At 72.4% G+C, this 14,877-nt stretch carries 12 protein-coding genes; 4 read left to right on the plus strand and 8 right to left on the minus strand.

Going from position 1 to position 14,877, the window contains the following annotated elements; genetic code table 11:
- Positions 1 to 18: 18 nt before the first annotated feature.
- Positions 19 to 1,575, minus strand: coding sequence for a pyridoxal phosphate-dependent decarboxylase family protein (locus GA0074694_RS09680; RefSeq protein ID WP_091455776.1), 1,557 nt, complete (start codon positions 1,573 to 1,575; stop codon positions 19 to 21).
- Positions 1,576 to 1,777: 202 nt separating this feature from the next.
- On the opposite strand from GA0074694_RS09680, the gene GA0074694_RS09685 reads away from it, so the two are divergent.
- Positions 1,778 to 3,823, plus strand: a complete 2,046-nt coding sequence (locus tag GA0074694_RS09685) for a penicillin acylase family protein (RefSeq protein WP_091455781.1) — start codon at positions 1,778 to 1,780, stop codon at positions 3,821 to 3,823.
- On the plus strand, positions 3,807 to 4,415 hold the full coding sequence (locus tag GA0074694_RS09690; protein WP_091455784.1) for a GNAT family N-acetyltransferase: 609 nt from the start codon (positions 3,807 to 3,809) through the stop codon (positions 4,413 to 4,415). The genes GA0074694_RS09685 and GA0074694_RS09690 overlap by 17 nt, the downstream gene beginning before the upstream one ends.
- Here the strand turns inward: GA0074694_RS09690 and GA0074694_RS09695 are convergent.
- The 6 genes from GA0074694_RS09695 to GA0074694_RS09715 all read right to left on the minus strand — a co-directional run bounded on the left by GA0074694_RS09695 (position 4,385) and on the right by GA0074694_RS09715 (position 10,417).
- Entirely contained in the window at positions 4,385 to 5,317 is a 933-nt protein-coding gene (locus tag GA0074694_RS09695) for a siderophore-interacting protein (protein ID WP_091455789.1), read from the minus strand. The two genes, GA0074694_RS09690 and GA0074694_RS09695, sit on opposite strands and share 31 nt — an antisense overlap.
- 62 nt (positions 5,318 to 5,379) lie before the next feature.
- A complete protein-coding gene (locus GA0074694_RS09700) occupies positions 5,380 to 7,488 on the minus strand; it encodes an iron ABC transporter permease (protein WP_091455792.1) in 2,109 nt (702 codons plus the stop codon).
- Positions 7,485 to 8,471, minus strand: a complete 987-nt coding sequence (locus GA0074694_RS09705) for an ABC transporter substrate-binding protein (RefSeq protein ID WP_091455797.1) — start codon at positions 8,469 to 8,471, stop codon at positions 7,485 to 7,487. The genes GA0074694_RS09700 and GA0074694_RS09705 overlap by 4 nt, the downstream gene beginning before the upstream one ends.
- A 34-nt stretch (positions 8,472 to 8,505) precedes the next feature.
- Entirely contained in the window at positions 8,506 to 9,330 is an 825-nt protein-coding gene (locus tag GA0074694_RS09710; protein ID WP_091455801.1) for an ABC transporter ATP-binding protein, read from the minus strand.
- 56 nt (positions 9,331 to 9,386) lie between these two features.
- Positions 9,387 to 9,533 (minus strand): hypothetical protein, encoded by a 147-nt coding sequence (locus GA0074694_RS31530; protein WP_176737834.1) that lies wholly within the window; start codon positions 9,531 to 9,533, stop codon positions 9,387 to 9,389.
- The gene (locus tag GA0074694_RS09715; RefSeq protein ID WP_091458911.1) at positions 9,530 to 10,417 is read right to left on the minus strand and encodes a LysR family transcriptional regulator; all 888 of its coding nucleotides are present in this window, start codon (positions 10,415 to 10,417) and stop codon (positions 9,530 to 9,532) included. The genes GA0074694_RS31530 and GA0074694_RS09715 overlap by 4 nt, the downstream gene beginning before the upstream one ends.
- 178 nt (positions 10,418 to 10,595) lie before the next feature.
- On the opposite strand from GA0074694_RS09715, the gene gabT reads away from it, so the two are divergent.
- Positions 10,596 to 11,939: a 4-aminobutyrate--2-oxoglutarate transaminase gene (gene gabT / locus GA0074694_RS09720; RefSeq protein WP_091458914.1), complete on the plus strand. Its 1,344-nt coding sequence runs from the start codon at positions 10,596 to 10,598 to the stop codon at positions 11,937 to 11,939.
- A gap of 232 nt (positions 11,940 to 12,171) precedes the next feature.
- Positions 12,172 to 13,575, plus strand: coding sequence for an NAD-dependent succinate-semialdehyde dehydrogenase (locus tag GA0074694_RS09725; protein WP_091455806.1), 1,404 nt, complete (start codon positions 12,172 to 12,174; stop codon positions 13,573 to 13,575).
- A gap of 168 nt (positions 13,576 to 13,743) precedes the next feature.
- Here GA0074694_RS09725 and GA0074694_RS09730 read toward each other — a convergent pair whose 3' ends face one another.
- Complete coding sequence (locus GA0074694_RS09730; protein WP_091455810.1) at positions 13,744 to 14,856, minus strand: LacI family DNA-binding transcriptional regulator; 1,113 nt, start codon at positions 14,854 to 14,856, stop codon at positions 13,744 to 13,746.
- Positions 14,857 to 14,877 lie beyond the last annotated feature (21 nt).

Genomic DNA, 14,877 nt, shown 5'->3' on the forward strand with positions numbered 1-14,877 from the left:
AACGAGGGGCGAGGGCGGTCAGCCGACGTGGCAGGGTTCGGCGACGACGCCGGGGGCCGGCACCGACACCTCGGCGGCGGTCCGCGCCCGGATGTACCGGCTCGCGTGCGCGGCGACCAGGTCGAGGACGTGCGCGATGTCGTCGATCGTGGTCTCCGGGTTGAGCAGGGTGAACTTCAGGAAGTGCCGGCCGTCCACCTTGGTCCCGGCGACGACGGCGGCACCGGAGGCGGCCAGCGCCTCCCGGGCGTGCAGGTTGGCGTCGTCGGCGAGGTGACGTTCCGCCGGCAGGTACCGGAACACCACGGTGCTGAGCTGTGACCGGGTGACCACCTCGAACTGTGGGTCGGTGCACAGCAGCGTGTAGGCGTCGGCGGCCCGGTCCACCACCTCGTCGAAGAGTTCACCGAGGGCGTCCGCGCCCATGATGCGCAGGGTCAGCCAGAGCTTCAGCGCGTCGAAGCGGCGGGTGGTCTGGAGGCTCTTGTCGACCTGGTTGGGGATGCGCTGCTCGACCATCCGGGCCGGGTTGAGATATTCGGCGTGGTAGGTGGCGTGCCGCAGCACCCGCCGGTCCCGTACCAGCACCGCGCTGGAGCTGACCGGCTGGAAGAAGGACTTGTGGTAGTCCACGGTGACCGAGTCGGCCTGCTCGATGCCGTCGAGCAGGTGCCGCCGGGTGGTGGAGACCAGCAGCCCGCAGCCGTACGCGGCGTCGACGTGCAGCCAGACCCCGGCGGCCCGGCACTGCTCGGCGATGGCCGGCAGCGGGTCGATGGTGCCGAAGTCCGTGGTGCCGGCGGTGGCGACCACCGCCATCACGATCAGTCCGGCCCGGTGACAGCGGTCGAGTTCGCGGGCCAGTGCCTCCGGGCGCATCCGCCGGTCCGGGTCGGTCTCGACGGTGATCACCGCGTCCCGGGCCAGCCCGAGCAGCTTGGCCGACTTCTGCACGCTGAAGTGGCCGGCTTCGGAGGCGAGCACGCGCAGCCGGGGCAGCAGCTCCGCCCGGGGCAGCGGCTGGTTCGCGCAGGCCTCCTCCCGGGCCATCAGCATGGCCTGGAGGTTGGACTGGGTGCCGCCGCTGGTGAAGACCCCGTCGGCGGTCGGGCCGAGGCCGATCCGGTCGGCCGTCCAGTCGATCAGACGGCGTTCGATCAGCGTCCCGCCGGCACTCTGGTCCCAGGTGTCCAGGGAGGAGTTGACCGCGCTGAGAACCGCCTCGCCGAGCAGCGCCGGGATCACCACCGGGCAGTTCAGGTGGGCCAGGTAGCGGGGGTGGTGGAAGTAGACGGCGTCGCGGAGGTAGACCGAGTCCAGCTCGTCGAGGGCGGCGGCCGGGTCGTGCAGCGGCCGGTCCAGGTCGATCCGGTCGATCTCGGGGGCGAGGCGGTCCGGGGTGATCCCGGTGAAGGGGCGGTCGGCGCCGGCGACCCGGCCCGCGACCCGGTCGACGCCCGCGCTCACCGTCCGGCGGTAGTCGTCCACCGTGCCCTGGTTGAGCAGGTACGCGCGGGCGGCCGTCGGCCGGCGTCGCGCCGCGATCGGCGCGGCCTCGTGCCCCTGGAGGTTCATACGGTTTCCTCAACGGTCGCGTGGAGACGGTCAGAGCCGGCCGGTGGTCCGTGACGGACAACCGGCAACAAGCCGTGGTTAGGTTACGCTAACCTAACTTCTTGTCAAGGAGTTGTGGTCGAATGGCGTACCGTCACTGGGATTGTGCGCGAGTCCTCGGTTACGTAGGTTGGGCGAGCCTTGCCAATGGAGGAGGTCAGGGGTGGAACATCAGGTCTTCCGTGACGCGTGGGGAATTCCACACCTGCGGGCCGGCGATCCGCTGGCTCTCGCCTTCGCCCAGGGGTACAACGCGGCGATCGACCGCGCCTGGCAGATCGAGGTGGAGCGGCACCGGTCACAGGGGACCGGCGCGTCCTTCCTCGGCACCGAGGCGCTCGAATGGGACACCTTCGCCCGGCAGGCCCGGCTCGACGACACCGCCCGCCGCTGCCACGACAACCTCGACCCGGCCACCGCCGCCTGGGTGCAGGCGTACGTCGACGGGGTCAACGCCGGCCTCGACCACGGGGCCCTCCGGGCACCGCAGTTCGCCACTGTCGGACTCCTCCCCGGCCGCTGGCAACCCTGGACACCGCTCGCCGTCTGGCTCTCCCAGCACGTGCTCTTCGCCGGCTTCCCGAGCAAGCTCTGGCGGACCGAGGTCGTCCGCCACCTCGGCGAGGACGCGGTAGCCCTCTTCGCCACCGACGGCGCCGACACCGCCGGGAGCAACGGGTGGTTGCTCACTGGTGCGCGGACCGCCAGCGGGGCGGCGATCGTCGCCGGGGACCCGCACCGGTTCATCGAGGACCCCGGCGTCTACCAGCAGATCCGGTTGGCCTGCCCGGAGTACGACGTGGTCGGGCTGGCCGTGCCGGGCGTGCCCGGCATCGCCCACTTCGGACACACCGGCACGGTGGCCTGGGCGATCACCAACGCGATGGCCGACTACCAGGACCTCTACGCCGAGCGGCTGCGTCGCCAGGGCGACACCGTCGAGGCGTTCGGCCCGGACGGCTGGCAACCCGCGCAACGGCACGTCGAGACGGTCGAGGTGGCCGGCGGCGACCCGGTCGAGGTCGAGGTGATCGAGACCGACCGCGGTCCGGTGATCATCGGAGGTCCCGACGATGACCAGGCGATCAGCCTCCGCTACCCGCCCCGGTTCTTCGGCGACATCGGCTTCGCCGCGCTCCCCGCCCTGCTCGCCGCCACCCGGGTAGCCGACGTGGACGCCGCCTGTGAACACTGGGTGGAGCCAGTCAACGTGGTGCTCGCCGCCGACACCGAAGGCGGCCTGCTGCACCGGGTCGCCGGGGCGGTCCCGGCCCGGGACCGGGCCAACGGGCTGGGCGTCGTCCCGGCCTGGGAGCCCGGCCACGAGTGGCAGGGCTGGCACGACCTGCCCCGCGCCGAGGTGCACGACCTCGCGGTGATGGCCAACGAGCGGGGCATCGCCGAGCCGCTCGGCGTCGAGTTCGCCCCGCCGCACCGGGCGAACCGCATCCGGGAACTGCTCGACGCCCTCGACGACTGGACCGTCGACGACCAGACGATCGTCCACACCGACACCCAGCTGGGGTCCGCCGAGCCGCTGCTGGCCCTTCTCGCCGGCCTGGACGAGCTCACCCCGGACGCCGCCGCCCTGCAGGATCGCCTGCTTAGCTGGGACCGCGAGATGCGCGACGACAGCGTCGACGCCGCCGCCTTCGCCGCCGTCCGGGCCGGGGTGGTACGCCGTCTCGCGGCGCACCCGACGCTGACCCCCCTGGCCGACCAGACCAAGTATCCTGCGCGGTTCCAGCCCTGGCTCGCCCTGGTACCGAAGGTCGGGTTCGCGCTGGAGAGCCTCCTCACCGCAGATCTCCTCCCCGCGACCGACCGGGTCGCCGCCGTCCGTGCCGCGCTCGACGAGGTGGCCGACGCCCCCCGGGTCTCATGGGGGGAGATGCACCTGCTCGCCCCCTGGGCGGCCCTGCCCGACCCGCACGCGTGGTGGCCGGGCCTGTCCGGCGACCACGACTGCGTGCTCGCCACCTCCAGCATTCCCGGTGCCACCCACCGCTGCTTCCGGGCGTCGGCCGCCCGCTACGTCTGGGACCTGGGCCGGCGCGACGACAGCCGCTGGATCGTGCCGTTCGGGGCGTCCGGGGTGCCCGGCCCGCACCACCGCGACCAGTTGCCGTACTGGCTGCGCGGCGATCTCGTACCCATCGTCACCGACTGGGACCAGCTCACCGAGGAGCGCGGTGACGACACCTTCTGACCCGGTCTGGCGGCGGCACGTCGACGGCTTCGGGGAGGTGACGATCCGACCCGTCGACCCGGCCGCCGACGCCGACCTGATCCACGACTGGGTCACCCGGGAACGGTCCCGGTTCTGGGGCATGCGGGACGCCAGCCGGGAGCGGGTGCGCGAGATCTACGCCTACGTGGACTCGCTGACCACCCACCACGCGTACCTGATCCACCGGGACGGCCGCCCGGTGGGGCTCTTCCAGACGTACGAGCCGGCGGCCGACCCGGTGGGCGAGTGCTACGAGGTGCGCCCCGGCGACTTCGGCATCCATCTGATGGTCGGCCCGCCGGACGGCGGCGCCGAGCCGGGCTTCACCGGCACCGTGCTGGGCGCGTTCCTCGACTTCGTCCTGACCGACGGGTCCCGGCGGCGGATCGTCGCCGAGCCGGACGCCCGTAACGACCGGGCCATCGCCCGGCTGGTCCGCGCGGGCTTCGTCCCCGGCCCGCAGGTCGACCTGCCGGACAAACGCGCCCAACTCCTCTTCCTGGACGTTTCCGACCGGGCCGGCTCGGTCGGGGGCCCGGGTCAGTCGGCGGTGCGGCCCAGCCGCCAGTAGCCCATGAAGGCCACCGCGCTCCGGTCGAGTCCCCGTTCGGTGACCAGGTGCCGGCGCAGTCCCCGGATCATCGCCGCCTCACCGGCCAGCCAGGCGTAGAGCGGGGCGGCGGGGGGCACGTCCGGCACCTCCCAGAGGATGTCCCGGTCGACATCCACCTCGGCCAGCGAACCGGCCGGTGCCGCGGTGACCCCGCCGGCCAGCGCGAGAGCGGGCCGGACGGCCGGCAGCACTTCCCCGGACAGCGCCGCCACGGCCGGGGCGAGCCGGCTGCCGTGGGCCGCGCCGATCCGGGGCAGCCAGGTCACGGTCACCCCGGACGGAGCGGTCACCGGCAGGACGTCACGGGTGTCGGGCACCTCGATCAGGGCGTGACCACGGGCGTCGGCCGGCAGCCGCTCCAGGATGGCGCAGATCGCCGGTGCGGCGGTCTCGTCCCCGGCGAGCAGCAGCGTCCCGACCGCCGGGGGCCGGAACTCGACGCCGCCGTGCACCCCGTCGTAACCGGCGTCCGGGCCGACCAGGGCGAGCCGGTCACCGAGCCGGGCCCGTCGCGCCCACCGGGTGGCCGGTCCGCCGACGCCGTGCAGCACCAGGTCGACGTCCACCTCCTGGACGTCCTGCCGGACCGCCCGGACCGTGTACGTACGGATGTGGCAGCGCGCCTCCTCGGGCAGTGTCCGCCACTGCTGGTACCAGTCGGGGCCGTACGGCAACTCGGCCACCGTCTCCCCGGTGCGCGGCAGCGCCACCTTGATCCGCTGGTCGTACCCGTTGTCGGCGAACCGGTCGAGGTCCGGGCCGGCGAAGGTGACCCGCAGGAACGACGGGCTGAGCCGGCGCAGCGCACGGACCTCGACGGCGAAGACGCGCCAGGGCGCGACGGAGAGGGTGCTCGGCATGGCGGCCTTCCTTCATCGGTGGCCGGTGGGTCCGCGCGTGTGCCGGACCACCGGTCGGGAGCTCATCGGGGACCGGTCGCCGCGCCGCGCGAGCGCCACAGCAACCAGACGAAGTAGGGGGTGCCGATCATGGCGGTGACCAGGCCGGCGGGCACCTGGGCGGGGGCGATGACCGTGCGGCCGAGGGTGTCGGCGAGGCTGACCAGGGCCGCGCCGAGCAGCACGGCGACCGGTAGCACCCGCGAGTGCCGGCCACCGACCAGGGCCCGTGCGGCGTGCGGGGCGACCAGCCCGACGAAGCCGATCACACCGACCGCGCTGACGGCGGTCGAGGTGAGCAGCGCCGCCGCGCCGAGGGCGAGCAGCCGGGTGCGCTCCAGCCGGACGCCGAGCACCCGGGGCGTGTCGTCGTCCAACGACAGCAGGTCGAGTTCCCGCCGGGCCGCGACGACGGCCGGGATGCTCAGCAGCAGCGCGATCGCCACCGGGAGCACCTGCGGACCGGTCCGGCCGTAGGTGGAGCCGGAGAGCCAGGTCAACGCCTTGCCGGTGTTCCACGGGTCGGAGGTGACGATGATGAAGGTGATGACGGCAGTGCCGCCCTGCCACACCCCGAAACCGATCAGCACCAGTCGGTCGGAACTCAGGCCGCCGTACCGGGCCAGGCCGTAGACCAGGGCGAACGCCAGGAGCGCGCCGAGCCCGGCCGCACCGGAGATGGCCGCGACCCCGGCCAGTGGGACGAAGGTCAGCAGCGCCACCGCGCCGATGCCGGCCCCGCCGGTGATGCCGAGGATGCCCGGCTCGGCGAGCGGGTTACGGCAGACCGCCTGCACGGTGGTGCCGGCGACCGCGAGCGCCGCGCCGGCCAGCAGCGCCGCCGCGACCCGGGGCCAGCGCTGGTCCAGCACGAAGGTGTACGCCGGTCCGGTGCGCCCCTGCACCCAGTTGACCACGTCGCCGAGCAGGACCCAGGTGTCCCCGGCGAGCATGCCGAGTACCACCGCCCCGACGGTCACCGCGGCGGCGGTGGCCACCACGCCGAGGTGGAAGGAGCGGGAGCGGACGGCGGCGTGCCCGCCCGGGGGCCGGCGGGTGGGGCCGGCGTCCCGGTAGCGGCGGGCCAGCCAGACCATCAGCACCGCGCCGAAAAGCGTGGTGACCACGCCGGTCGGCACGTCCACGCCGGCCTGGCCGCCGAGCACGGCCCGCAGCAGCACGTCCGAGCCGAGCACGATGAGCACGCCGACGATGCCGGAGAGCGGCAGCAGGACCCGGTGCCGGTGCACCCCGGGCACCATCCGGCCGAGCAGCCGGACGATCACCGGCGCGCAGAGCCCGACGAAGCCGATCGGCCCGGCCAGGGTCACCGCGGCGGCGGAGAGCAGGACGGCGAGGAGGATCACCACGAGCCGGGTGCGCCGGACGTCCAGCCCGAGCACGGTGGCGGTGTCGTCGCCGAGGGCGAGCACGTCCATCCGGTGCCCGAGCGCCACCAGCAGCGCGACGGCGATCCCGATCACCGGGGCGAGCTGGGTGAACGCCGTCAGGTCGGCCTGCACCAGCGAGCCGTTGCCCCAGGCGAACAGGCCGATGGTGGCCTGCTCGAACAGGAGCATCAGCAGCATGGTGAACGAGTTCAGGGCGAGCGCGGTGGCCGAGCCGGCGAGGATCAGCCGGGTCGTGGCGGCCTGACCGCCGGTGGCCAGCGCCATCACCAGCCCGGCCGCCACGAGGCCGCCGCAGAAGGCCAGACCGCCCGCCGGGAGGGCGGGCAGGGAGATGCCGAACGCGGCCACACCGACGATGGCCAGGTGCGCCCCCGCGTTGACCGCGAGGGTGTCCGGGGAGGCCAGCGGGTTGCGGGCCAGCGACTGGAGCGCGGCTCCGGCGAAACCGAGCGCGACACCGACGGCCAGCCCGGCGAGCATGCGGGGGATCCGGGAGGCGACCAGCACCCGGGCCGCCTCGTCGTCCGACCCGGTGAGCAGGCGCAGCAGGTCGAGCGCGCCGACGGTGGAGGTGCCCTGGGTGAGGTGCACCGCCGTGACCACCAGAAGCAGGGCGGTGGCGACGACGAAGGCGGTGACGACCCGGGTGGGAGCGAGTGGTCCGGTCGGGGTCGGCTGCGTGGCCGACCCCGACCTGACGGGGGCGCTGAGCTGGCTCAAGCCGTGTAGACCTTCACGAACTCGTCGATGTACTGCTTGCCGGAGAGCGGCCCACCGAAGGTCCACATGCCGTCGGACAACCGGTGCAGCTTGTTCTGCTGCACGAAGGGCAGCGACTTCCAGATCGCGTTGCCGGACAGGCCCTGCTTGAAGACGTCGTCGCCGTCGGAGGCGTTGTAGAAGAAGGTGAGGTCCTGGCCCTTGAGGACGGTCAGCCCCTCGACGTCGGTCTGGCCCAGACCCCACATCTCGTCGACCTTGCCGGTCCAGGCGTTCTTCAGCCCGAGCTGGATGCCGATCTGGGAGACGAACGCGCCCTGGCCGAACATCCGGACGGTGATGTTGCTGCCGTCCTTCCAGCCGTCGGCGACGGTGAACTGCTTCCCGGCGGCCCCGGCGTCGGCGATCTTCTTCTTACCGTCGGCGATCGCCGCGTCGAAGTCGGCGAGCAGCTTCTCGCCCTCGCCGGCCTTGCCGGTCGCCTGGGCGATCATGGTGACGTCGGACCGCATCCGGCCGAGGTTGTCCTTGGCGTCACTGCCCTTGGTGACCAGCACCGGCACGTACTTCTCCAGCTGGTCGACGAGCGTGGCGCCCCGCTCGGCCTCCATCACCACCAGCTCCGGCTGCAACGCGACGATCGCGTCGACGCTCGGCTCGGACCGGGTGCCGACGTCCTTGACGCTGGCGTCGAGCTTGGCGGCGCGGGACCAGGTGGCGTAACCCTTGGTGTCGGCCGCGCCGACGGGCATGACGCCGAGGGCGACCAGCGTCTCGACCTCGGCCCACTCCAGCGCGACGACCTTGGTGGCCGGCGCCTTGAGGGTGACGGCCTTGCCCCGGCTGTCGGTGACGGTGATCGGGCCGCTCGACGCGCCCTCGGAGGCGGTGGGGCTCGCGGCCGGGTCTTCGGTGGTGCCGCAGGCGCTCAGCGCCAGCGCGGCGACGGCGGCGACCAGGAGGGTCGCACGGGTACGCATCATGACGGTCTTCTCTGTTCGTGGATCGGTTGGCGGGTCAGGCGAGGGCCCGGATCGAGTGCCGGCCGACGGGTCGGGTGGAGAGGTGACCGTCGATCGGGTCGACGGTCACCTCGATGCGGATGCCGTACGTCTCGGTCAGGGCCTCCTCGGTGAGGACGTCGCTCGGCGCGCCGGTGGCCCGGACGCGCCCGCCGTGCAGGAGCACCACCTGGTCGGCGACGGCGGCAGCCTGGTTCAGGTCGTGCAGGACGACGCCGACCGCGACGTTGTCGTCGTCGGCGAGGTCCCGCATCAGGTCGAGGATCTCGACCTGGTAGCGCAGGTCGAGGAAGGTGGTCGGCTCGTCGAGCAGCAGCACGCCGGTGTCCTGGGCCAGGCAGGTGGCCAGCCAGACCCGCTGCAACTCCCCGCCGGAGAGTTCGTCGACCGGCCGGTCCGCCATCGCGGTCACGCCGGTTGTCGCCATGGCCCGGTCCACCATGGCCGGGCCGTCGGGGTCGCCGGCGCGCCAACGTCCCCGGTACGGGTGCCGGCCGTAGCCGACCACGTCGCGGACGGTGACGCCGCTGGGGGTGGGGCGGCTCTGGGCCAGCAGGGTGACCCGGCGGGCGAACTCACGGGCGGTGAGCGCCCGGGCCGCGGTGCCGTCGGCGAGCTGCACCTCGCCATGCTCCAGCGGGTGCAGCCGGGCCAGCCCGCGCAGCAGCGTCGACTTGCCACTGCCGTTCGGACCGACCAGGGCCGTCACGACCCCGGGGCGCAACGTGATGGCGGCGTCGTGGACCACGGTCGCACCGTGGTAGCCCAGACGCAGATCGACGCCCTGCAGCCCCTCGGCGCGACTGTCCCGACCACTCATGGAGGTTAGGTTAACCTAACCTTATTTGTTGTCAAGGTGGTGGTCAGCTCACCGCATCACCCGGGCGCCGTGGCGGCGGCGCTGGTGGCGTGGCCGGGCAGGTCGCCGGAGCGGGCGCTGCCCTTCGAGTAGGTGCCGGCGGTCGTCGTGACCCCGGCGGCCTGCATCCGACGCAGGTCCGTTTGATTCCGACGGTTGATCATTCGGGTGCCCCGTAGCGCAGGTGGGTGAAGTCGCGGAGCCGCTCGGCGGTCTCTTTCAGGATCGCTGCCGCAGGATGCCGCCCGTCCCAGACGGCGATGAGGCGGACAAGCAACCGTCGCGCCGGGGCGCCGTGGACGAGTGGTATCGCAACGAGGTCGAACCGCGGGTCGTCGGAGGCAACCGCTATCCCGCGTCCAGCAGCAGCGTGGGCCTGCGCGATGGTGCTGCTGGCTGCCTCGATCACCCCGGAGAACGACAGGCCCGCGAGCTGAACGGCGTTGTCCCAGACCGCCCGAGCGTTCGTCGCCGGTGGCGGCAGCACGATGCTGCTGTCGAGCAGGGACTCGATGGGCAACACCTCGCGGGAGGCCAAGGGATGGTCGCGGCGGAGCTGCGCCCACACCGGTAGCTCCGCGATCCGGAGCGCGCGGAACGGTGGGCCCGGACTCGTGCTGGTGACCACCAGATCAGTTCCCCGCGCCAAAAGGGCTGCCGGCTCCGTACCGTCGGCGCCGAGGACGTCCGTCGTTGGGCTATCGGGACCCAGGGTGGCGACGAACGGAGCGACGATGTCGGTCATCGTCACCGACGGCGCCGCGATCGTCAGGCGGTCCAGCCGACCCTCGGCGTGGAGCGTCGCTGACGTCCGGAAAGAGTCCCAACGCGCGAGTAGATCGCGAGCCTGAGGAAGGAGGGCCAGTCCGGCCGGGGATGGCGTCAGCCGCCCGGAGGCGCGACGAAACAGCGCGACCCCAAGCTCGTCTTCGAGTTGGCGAAGCTGTCGCGACAAGCTTGGTTGCGCGACATGGACGGCGTCGGCTGCGGCGCTCACGGTCCCTTCGTCGCAGACCGCGACGAAGTACCTCAGATGCCGCAGGTCCAAGCGAGGCCCCTTCCGCACCCGGGTGTGCTCGCCGAGCGCCTTCCACGCCACGAATCCTAGATCCGCCAGGCATGGATTGTAGGCCAAACAGGTCTTGGACTGTATAGGCGTGGAGTCCGCACACTCAGAGCACCCCGGCCGCCCCGGGTCGTCCGCCGAACTACTTCTCGAGGTCTTCATGCACGATCCGCTGCCCCAGACCCGCCACCTCGCCACCGCGATCCCCGGTCCGCGCTCCCGGGAACTCATGGCCCGCAAGACCGGCGCCGTCGCTGCCGGCGTCGGTACGACGATGCCGGTCTTCGCCACCCGCGCGGCCGGCGGGATCATCGAGGACGTCGACGGCAACCGGCTCATCGACCTCGGCTCCGGCATCGCGGTCACGACGGTGGGCAGCAGCGCGCCACGGGTGGTCACCGCAGTGACCGAGCAGGTCGCGGCCTTCACGCACACCTGCTTCATGGTCACCCCCTACGAGTCCTACGTCGCGGTCGCCGAAGCGCTCAACCGGCTCACCCCGGGAGCCCACCCGAAGCGGACCGCGCTGTTCAACTCCGGCGCCGAGGCGGTCGAGAACGCCGTCAAGATCGCCCGCTCCCACACCCGCCGCAACGCGGTGGTCGTCTTCGACCACGCCTACCACGGCCGCACCAACCTCACGATGGCGATGACGGCGAAAAGCATGCCGTACAAGCACGGCTTCGGCCCGTTCGCGCCCGAGGTCTACCGGGCACCATCGTCCTACCCCTTCCGTGACACCGCCCCAGACGGCGGTGGTGACGGCGCCGCAGCGGCTGCCCGAGCGATCACCAGCATCGAGAAGCACATCGGTGCGAAGAACCTCGCGGCCATGGTGATCGAGCCGATCCAGGGCGAGGGCGGATTCATCGAGCCGGCGCCCGGCTTCCTGCCGGCGCTCGCCGTGTGGTGCCGCGAGCACGGCGTGGTGTTCGTGGCCGATGAGGTGCAGACCGGATTCGCCCGTACTGGTGACATGTTCGCCTGCGACTACGAGGGCGTCGTCCCGGACCTGATCGTCACCGCCAAGGGCATCGCTGGCGGCCTGCCGCTGAGCGCGGTCACCGGCCGCGCCGAGATCATGGACGCCCCGCACACCGGCGGCCTCGGCGGCACGTACGGCGGCAACCCGCTCGCCTGCGCCGCCGCCCTCGCGGCTCTCGCCACCATCGAGGAGGACGGCCTGATCGCCCGGGCCCGCGAGATCGAGGGCCTGATGAAGCCCCGGCTGCATGTCCTGCGACAGAAGGACGACCGTCTCGGCGACGTTCGTGGCCGCGGCGCGATGATCGCGGTCGAACTGGTCCGCCCCGGCTCCACCGAGCCCGATCCCACGCTGGCCGCCGCAGTCGCCCAGTCCGCGCACCGCGCCGGGGTGATCGTGCTGACCTGCGGCACCTACGGCAACGTGCTGCGCTTCCTGCCGCCGCTCGCCATCTCCGACGCCCTGCTGGGCGAGGCGCTCGACGTGCTGGAGTCCACCTTGACCACGGTGCCGAGGTGACCGGGCGGCTCGACGATGCCCAGGCCCACTCCCGCAGTGCCCGGCAAGGGCGGACTGCGGTTCGCCGGGCTGGAGTGAGCTGAGGCCGAGGCCCGCCCGGCCGAGCGGATGATCGCCGCTTGGGATCAGTCCGCGATCACGCCCGCCGCCACTTCCCGACCTCCGTCGGCGGCCACCAGCCGGGCCATACCGCGCGTCGCCGACGTCCACCTGTAGAGAGGGGCCACTACCCGTGACCGAGATCCACGTCCTCGACCCCGCCACCGGAGCGGTCGTCGGCACCGTTCCCGACGGCGATGCCCGCGCCGCCACCGACGCCGTCGACGCCGCGCACGCGGCGTTCGACACCTGGCGCGCCACCCCGGCTCGCCGGCGTTCGGAGCTGCTGCGGCGAACCTACGAGCTGATGCTGCGCGACGCCGACCGGCTCACCGCGCTCATCTGCGCCGAGAACGGCAAGTCCGAGGCCGATGCCCGCAGCGAGGTGATTTACGCCGCCGAGTTCTTCCGCTGGTACGCCGAGGAGGCGGTCCGCCCCGGCGGCGACTACGGCCCGTCACCAGCGGGCGGCACCCGGAGCCTGGTCACATACCGCCCCGTCGGCGTGGCCGCGTTGGTGACGCCCTGGAACTTCCCGGCCGCGATGGCTACCCGCAAGATCGCCCCGGCGCTGGCGGCCGGCTGCACCGTGGTGCTCAAGCCGGCGGCCGAGACCCCGCTGACCGCGCTCGCGGTCGCCGACCTGCTGGTCGAAGCTGGCGTGCCGGACGGCGTGGTCAACCTGGTCACCACGAGCGACCCGGGTGAGGTCGTGAGCACCTGGCTGGCCGACCCCCGGGTCCGCAAGATCTCTTTCACCGGCTCCACCCGCATCGGTCGGCTGCTGCTGCGCCAGGCCGCGGGCCGGGTGATCAACGCGAGCATGGAGCTTGGCGGCAACGCGCCATTCGTCGTCACTGCCGACGCCGACCTGGAGGCCGCAGTCGCCGGCGCCATGGTCGCCAAGTTTCGCGGAGGCGGACAGGCGTGCACGGCCGCCAACCGGTTCTACGTGCACGCCGACGTGGTCGAGGAGTTCACCGCCCGGCTGGGCGCTGCCGTCGAGGCGCTCACCGTCGGACCGGCGTCCACCGGCGCCGCGATCGGCCCCCTCATCTCCCGCACCGCCGTCGACACCGTCACCGCCCTGGTCGACCGGGCCGTCCTCCAGGGCGCCCGCATCGCCCACCGCTCGGCGCTCCCCGCCGACCCGGTCGCGGCCAAGGGCACCTTCTACCCGCCGACCGTCCTTGCCGACGTCCCCCCGGACGCCGACATCCTCGACGAGGAGATCTTCGGGCCGGTCGCCCCGATCGTGGCCTGGACCGACGAGGCCGCGATGCTCCGTGCCGTGAACGCCTCCGAGATGGGGCTCGCGGCGTACGTCTTCGCCGGTGACCTCGGCTACGCGCTTCGCCTCGGCGAGGCGATCGAGGCCGGGATGGTCGGCATCAATCGCGGGCTGGTCTCCGACCCGGCCGCGCCGTTCGGTGGCATGAAGCAGTCCGGGCTCGGGCGCGAGGGCGGCCGCGCGGGGCTGCAGGAGTTCTGCGAAACCCAGTATCTCTCGGTCGACTGGCGGGAGTCGTTGCTCTAGAACGCATCTCATTCGACGAGCCGGTCGAACCGGCTGGTGGCCGTTTCCGGATGCCAGGGTTGGCCGTCGGTGCTCCCGCCACCTGGGGCGGACCCGACGCGGCCACGATCACCGACACCTGTCTCTACGGCACCGGGCGGGCTCGAACCGGTCGGTGCACCCGTCACACTATTGATTGCCTACGATCACCAGCCCCTGCTGGTCAGGGTGGATTTCCGATGATGATCTAGAGCTGACACCTGGCGGCGGACCGACGGAGGCGCGCTCCACCATGCGCGCGCGCAGGCGCACGTGCCGGGCTCGTCCATGCGCGCGGTCTATGCGGTCGAGCAGTAGCTCTACCGCGCGGGCCCCCATCGCGTGCACGGGCTGCGAGATCACCGATAGAGGAGGAGTGACGACGTCGGCCCAATCGGTGTCGTCGAAGGAGATCACCGACAGATCGTCGGGGATCGCCAGACCGCGCTCGCGTGCCGCGAGCAGAACGCCCAGGGCGAGGATGCTGTCCGGGGTGAGCACCGCCGTCGGGGGATCGGGCTGGCCAAGTAGGTCGAGCATCGCGTGCAGCGCCTCCTTGCGACCCAGGCACCCGACCCGTACGTAGCGGTCGGGATCGAGGCCAGCCGACCGCAGGCTCTCGCGGTAGCCGAGCAGTCGCTCGTCACCGGTCGAGATCCGCCTTCCGAGCCCGTCGTGCTCCCCAGGGGACACTGTGCCGCGCAGATAGCCGATTCTTGTGTGGCCGGCGGCGAGAAAGTGCATTACAGCGGCTGCAGCGGCTGCCCGGTTGTGCACCGTCACGCTGTCGGCCGCGATGCCGGTGACCCGGCGGTCGATGGCGACGACGGCCACGCCGGCGGCCTGTGCCTCGCGGAGGTGCTCGACATCCGTGCTCGAGGCGGGCGCCACGATGATCCCGTCGACCCGTTTGTCGAGGAAGAGGCGTACGGAGCTGCGTTCCGTGGCGACGTCCTCGTCGGAGTTGGCGAGCAGCACCTCGTAGCCGTGGACGCGCGCGGCATCGCCGACCGCGCGGGTCACGGCGGCGAAGAACGGGTTCTCGATGTCGGCGACCACCAGACCCAGCGACTGGGTCCGTCCGGTGATCATGCTGCGAGCCAGGGCATTGGGACGGTAGCCGAGCTCCTCGGCTGCCGCGAGTACGCGCTCCCGGAATCGCTCGCTGACGTGACCGTAGCCGCCGAGTGCCCGAGCGGCTGTGGCGGTGCTGACGCCGGCCGCCTTCGCGACGTCCGGGATCGTGGCAGGTCCTTTCGCCATGGCGCTCCCTCGACTCGACTG

It is taken from the genome of Micromonospora inyonensis (assembly GCF_900091415.1).
Lineage (GTDB): Bacteria > Actinomycetota > Actinomycetes > Mycobacteriales > Micromonosporaceae > Micromonospora > Micromonospora inyonensis.

Excerpts from the sequence above, each read along its gene's own strand:
- GA0074694_RS09680 (WP_091455776.1), bottom strand. The coding sequence starts at position 1,575 with ATGAACCTCCAGGGGCACGAGGCCGCGCCGATCGCGGCGCGACGCCGG.
- GA0074694_RS09695 (WP_091455789.1), bottom strand. The coding sequence starts at position 5,317 with ATGCCGAGCACCCTCTCCGTCGCGCCCTGGCGCGTCTTCGCCGTCGAG.
- GA0074694_RS09705 (WP_091455797.1), bottom strand. The coding sequence starts at position 8,471 with ATGATGCGTACCCGTGCGACCCTCCTGGTCGCCGCCGTCGCCGCGCTG.
- GA0074694_RS09710 (WP_091455801.1), bottom strand. The coding sequence starts at position 9,330 with ATGAGTGGTCGGGACAGTCGCGCCGAGGGGCTGCAGGGCGTCGATCTG.
- GA0074694_RS31530 (WP_176737834.1), bottom strand. The coding sequence starts at position 9,533 with ATGATCAACCGTCGGAATCAAACGGACCTGCGTCGGATGCAGGCCGCC.
- gabT (WP_091458914.1), top strand. The coding sequence starts at position 10,596 with ATGCACGATCCGCTGCCCCAGACCCGCCACCTCGCCACCGCGATCCCC.
- GA0074694_RS09730 (WP_091455810.1), bottom strand. The coding sequence starts at position 14,856 with ATGGCGAAAGGACCTGCCACGATCCCGGACGTCGCGAAGGCGGCCGGC.